Source organism: Desulforhopalus singaporensis (genome assembly GCF_900104445.1).
In the GTDB taxonomy this organism is placed as follows: domain Bacteria; phylum Desulfobacterota; class Desulfobulbia; order Desulfobulbales; family Desulfocapsaceae; genus Desulforhopalus_A; species Desulforhopalus_A singaporensis.
The window spans coordinates 1-4566 of sequence record NZ_FNJI01000086.1; the positions used below are offsets into that span (position 1 = coordinate 1).

The window sequence follows — 4566 nt, forward strand, 5'->3', positions numbered from 1 at the left end:
TTGCATCCCTCCAGCGTTCCGGGGCCCTGTTTTTCAGAAAGAAGATCGTAGCGGTCACATCAGAAGCGACCGCCTTGTTCACAGTCTTTGTCGTGACAAGCTTCTCCTCTGTTTCTCCTGTATCTGGATCAACGATTATCTTCAGCTCCTGGGTCGACTCTTTCGTTCGATACCCTTTGATGCGCTTGAGGAGTGAGTCTTCGGCGGTCATTGTGTCGAATTTATCCCTGCCGCTTTTTATGGCGTTGCAGAAACCCTCATTTGCATCCATCCAGCGATAGACAGTGACTCTGTCGACACCAAACAGCTTTGCAATTTTCGACACTGTGAAACCGCCTTCAACGCATGCCACGTATGCGATTTGATCGTATTCCGGTTTGTATTTTCCCGTTCCTTTTGGTCTTGCCATCTATCCTCTCGCTATTTCCCAATACTGACAATATCCTTCTGAATTTTTCCAACCAGCAATTCATGGTCGATGAAGGTCATTTCTCCATCCCTCTTTCTAGTTCGTCGTTGGATTTTTTTGCTTGTTTTTTCTTTGCGATTGATGAAAGGGATGCTTCTTTTGTATTAGTCTCTAATGTTTTCAATATGAATTGCACCTCGCAAGATACTGTTTCTTCCCCACTTATTTAACAAACAAACATATATTAATCCGAAATTGTCTAAAATGATCCAAAAAATCCGAAAATCTTTTGTAACATCAATCGCCAAAATAATTGCCACAATTATACCAGTAAGACCAAAATAAAAGGCATAAAATAGGTTTATAGTTTTTTCATTTATTTTTATGTGCAAAATAGCTTCATTGCTGTGATTTTCACGCCAATCTTTTATATAAGCAAAAACTACAATAAAAAGAAAAACTGCTTGGAGTGCAAAAAATAAAAAATTATCAGACAATAAAATTTTCAAATTATGCAAACAAGTAAAAAATATTTTACTTGTTATATTTATCAGGTCATTTTGTATTGTATTCATATATGATATAGTTTTGATTGTGTGCAAATATATTCCATCACACTTTGTTAATTAATTCACCGGTATTTATTAATATATACAGTTAAACTTGTAGTTATTTTCTTTTAATGTTGTCTTAACTCTCCCCATAGAAAAAACATTAAGAAATAATTCTTATTATCAATTTAACACTATAAAGCGCGCATGATACATTATTGTTAAAAATATATATTCTGTCAACAAACAAAAATTGTTGATTGAACACACTAGATAAAATAAAAATGTCTACAATATCAAATAGAAAGAATATTATTTTTTTCTGCAATGAGTGGTGTAATTAGGTTCTGATGTTTTTTTACTTGGTTAACCAAATCCTGTTATATATAATTATAGTAGCTTGCGTAACTGTGTATTTAATAATTTTAATATTCCTTATGATTTTATGTAATTACACTCAATATCAAGCGCTTCACAGAGAGGAGGAAACGAGATGATTGAACAATATGTTTTTATTGTAGAAAATCTAACTTTGGCTATTCAAAACTTAACCTCTGTTATTAAACTTATTATTTCGGGTTTTTTTGATCATGTCACTCCTGTTATTTTGTTTATTCCGGTGTCAATAATATTGACTCATTTCTTTGACGACTCCGACAGTCACAGAGGAATTTGTGAAAAAATAAGGGCAAGATACTGTCTTTTGAAAATAAACCCTCTGGATTTATGGAATATAGACCCAGAAAACAAAAATAATGACAAAACAAAGCCAGAAAAAGAAATAGATCGCGAAGCTCAAGCTGTCCTGTTGGAAGATTATTTGCGTTTTAGATTGATTAAACTGCATTTTGGGTTAGTAACAAGTGTTGTTGCTATTGGGCTAGGATTGTGGAATATGGCGGTTATTCATTTTTTTTACATTAATTGCGTTAAACATAATGCAGTTATAGCTTTTTTTCTTGCGTTAGTAATGTTGTTAGTATTTGGCGTGCAAGCTGCTTATATAGAACAGCAAAGAGGTACCAAACGGCGCATTGATGAAATTGATGATGAAAAACATAAAAATAAATATTTTGACAAAGGTGGTTTTTCTGAACAATGCGAATTGTGTATTAAAGCAAATAACATCTTTTTAGAGAGTATTGAAACAACTTTGTCCTATAAAACAAGTAAGAAGGTAATGAATATTTTAGATAAAATAATTCGATCATACCTATGGTCGAACTTTCCTATAATTATATGGTTTTTTCTTATTGTTGCGAGAAACACATTTAACTGACATGACTTGAAATTTTTAAAAATTATTTTTTTCTATCTTGGTATCAGAAGATAAGACTATCAATCCGGCGGGCTTTTTCATCAGCCACAACACACACTAACTGTCTGATTTTAAAGTTACAAATTTAACCTAAATGCCCACCGGATTAATAACACAATTCTATTTGCATTATTGCCCGGCCGATGATCTCCGGTATTTGCGGGATGACTGCGTTTCCGAGCGCTTTAAGTCTGTCCACCCGGCAGGAAACCCCATCAGCCACTCGACCCACTCCGGGTTCAGCTGGCCACCGGGTTTTTCCCCTTTTCTCAACAGAGAACCAGGAATCGAATCCCTTTCTCTCTGCGAGACGGGTAGCGTACTGTTTTTGCTGTCCTGTGCGGTTGGTGTTGGCCAGAGAACCGAAACATGATTCAATGGAGTCCCACCTTGCGCATATTTTGTGGTTCTGGTTCCTATCGCTACGTGTGCTGTTGGCGTAGGCAACAATCCAGATTCTGTCCCTTTTGTGCGGGGCATCGACACCGACAGCCGGAATAACAAACGTCCAGCTTTTGTAGTTTTCACTTTCCAGGTCAGAAAGCACCTGGTCGAGGCCCATACTGATGTGCCCAGCAACATTCTCGGCAACAACCCACCGGGGAGAAAGCTCTTGTATGAGTCGTAAATATTCCGTCCAGAGATAACGGTCATCTTCTGAGCCTCTTCGCTTCCCGGCAGCACTGAATGGTTGACAGGGATATCCTCCACAAATAAGGTCAATTGTTTCGGTGATGTCTGTTGCATTCAACTTCCTCACATCTTCAAATATCGGCACGTCAGGCCAGTGTTTCCGGAGCACTTTGCGGCAATATGGTTCAATCTCACAGAACGCTGCGGTACTCATCCCCGCCCGTTCAAGGCCGAGGGAAAAGCCGCCGATGCCGCTGAAAAGATCCAGCACTTTAAGCGTCAGTTTCTGCTCCATTTTCAAAAATCCTTTTGTCCGGCACTTCTTTTTTCCATCAATTCGCTATCGGTTTGTACGAGTCACACCGCTCTTTGTCGAAACCCTCTTTGCCCAGGTTCTTGCAGGGTGCACGCTGGTTGTACTGACAGATCTCGCAGTTAACTTTGCCGTGAGAAACAGTTCCTGGTGCAGCCCTTGCCTTGTTCTGCTCCTTGCTGAGCCAGGTCGAGATATGGTTCCGGATACCGGCTTTGGTTTTACGCCGCTTTGGATTGTCAATGCTCCACTGACGAGCTCTTTTGAGCACCTGGAGGACGTCAACGCCTGGAAACGTCTCTTGCCATTCGTCGATGTCTTTTTGCAAAATTGCAAATTCTCCATCACGAGGGATCAAAGGAAAAACCAACACTGGAGATTCGACCGGTTCGTCTGTCGCTTCCGGTTCGGTTTTATCGTCAGATAACTCCGAACAAGAGTAGTTTTCTTGCTCTTGTTCTTGTTCTTGCTCTTGCTCTTGTATTCGGGATGGTTTGGGGCAACGTTCCAGTAACGTTTTATGTAACGTTTCGTCAAGATATGTTAAGTTGTTGAAAAACTTATAAATAAGGTTTGTATTCGGTATATCATGCAGGTCTTTTAAGTTGCCTTTCAACACATTTTGGTTTTCAGGATGGTTGTACTTCCACCAGGTGGGAATAAAGAGCACACGAAACGTTTTGTCGTACTCCCATTTGAACTTCGAACAAACGTTCCTGAAACGTTCCAGAAACGTTTCGTAGTCTATTCCGATATCCTCAGCGGCCCTTGCCGGCGAAAAATTAAACAGACCTATCCTGTTGGTCTGAGCGGTCATCACATAGATCGCTATCAGCTTGTCTCTTTCGCTCAACAAGAGGAAGTTTTCGTCCTTCCATAATCTTGGATCTATTTTCCTGTACTTCTCAGCCATTATTTACGCCCCTTGCGCTGCTGTTTTTCGCGCTGATAGATAGACACTTCTCTTCCTTCGTTGTATCTGCACTTGGCGCAAAGAGCCTGGTATTGAGCCTTTCTGCACCAGGCCCTTGGCACTTCCTCAAGGTTCTTTTTATGGCCGACTGTCTGCATCTGGCATAGAACCCTGCTCATGAGGTTGCCTCCAATTGATCAAAGCAAAACCACTGCTCTACAATCTGTTCCCTGGTATAAAACGAATATTTTGCATCGTCCGCAGTCCACCTGCCGTCCATCCTGACCCGATACAGAGGCAGCTGCCAATATTCATCAAAATCACTTTTTCTAATCGGCACCATGGGGCTAAAAAGTTTGCGAGTGGATTGCTTACGCATTGACTCACCCCAGGTGCGCCTAAACTGGGAGACATGAAACAGCTCCAGTT

7 protein-coding genes are annotated in these 4566 nt (G+C 40.2%); 1 reads left to right on the top strand and 6 read right to left on the bottom strand.

What is annotated here, in order from left to right:
• A partial coding sequence (locus BLQ17_RS21655) for a helix-turn-helix domain-containing protein (RefSeq protein WP_143005612.1) occupies window positions 1–409 on the bottom strand: 409 nt, incomplete at its 3' end.
• A gap of 164 nt (window positions 410–573) precedes the next feature.
• Window positions 574–984, bottom strand: a complete 411-nt coding sequence (locus BLQ17_RS21660; RefSeq protein WP_092226317.1) for a hypothetical protein — start codon at window positions 982–984, stop codon at window positions 574–576.
• A gap of 469 nt (window positions 985–1453) precedes the next feature.
• Between BLQ17_RS21660 and BLQ17_RS21665 the strand changes: the two genes are divergently transcribed.
• The gene (locus BLQ17_RS21665; protein WP_092226319.1) at window positions 1454–2239 is read left to right on the top strand and encodes a hypothetical protein; all 786 of its coding nucleotides are present in this window, start codon (window positions 1454–1456) and stop codon (window positions 2237–2239) included.
• Between the two features lie 145 nt (window positions 2240–2384).
• On the opposite strand, the gene BLQ17_RS21670 is transcribed toward BLQ17_RS21665, so the two are convergent.
• The 4 genes from BLQ17_RS21670 to BLQ17_RS22420 form a co-directional block, all read right to left on the bottom strand.
• Complete coding sequence (locus BLQ17_RS21670; protein WP_092226321.1) at window positions 2385–3206, bottom strand: DNA cytosine methyltransferase; 822 nt, start codon at window positions 3204–3206, stop codon at window positions 2385–2387.
• A 37-nt stretch (window positions 3207–3243) separates the two neighbouring features.
• Window positions 3244–4137, bottom strand: a complete 894-nt coding sequence (locus tag BLQ17_RS21675; protein ID WP_092226323.1) for a hypothetical protein — start codon at window positions 4135–4137, stop codon at window positions 3244–3246.
• Entirely contained in the window at window positions 4137–4316 is a 180-nt protein-coding gene (locus BLQ17_RS21680; RefSeq protein ID WP_092226325.1) for a hypothetical protein, read from the bottom strand. Before BLQ17_RS21680 ends, BLQ17_RS21675 begins: the two co-directional genes overlap by 1 nt.
• The coding region (locus tag BLQ17_RS22420) for a hypothetical protein (RefSeq protein ID WP_218121883.1) at window positions 4313–4566 on the bottom strand (254 nt) is incomplete at its 5' end. The genes BLQ17_RS21680 and BLQ17_RS22420, both read right to left, overlap by 4 nt.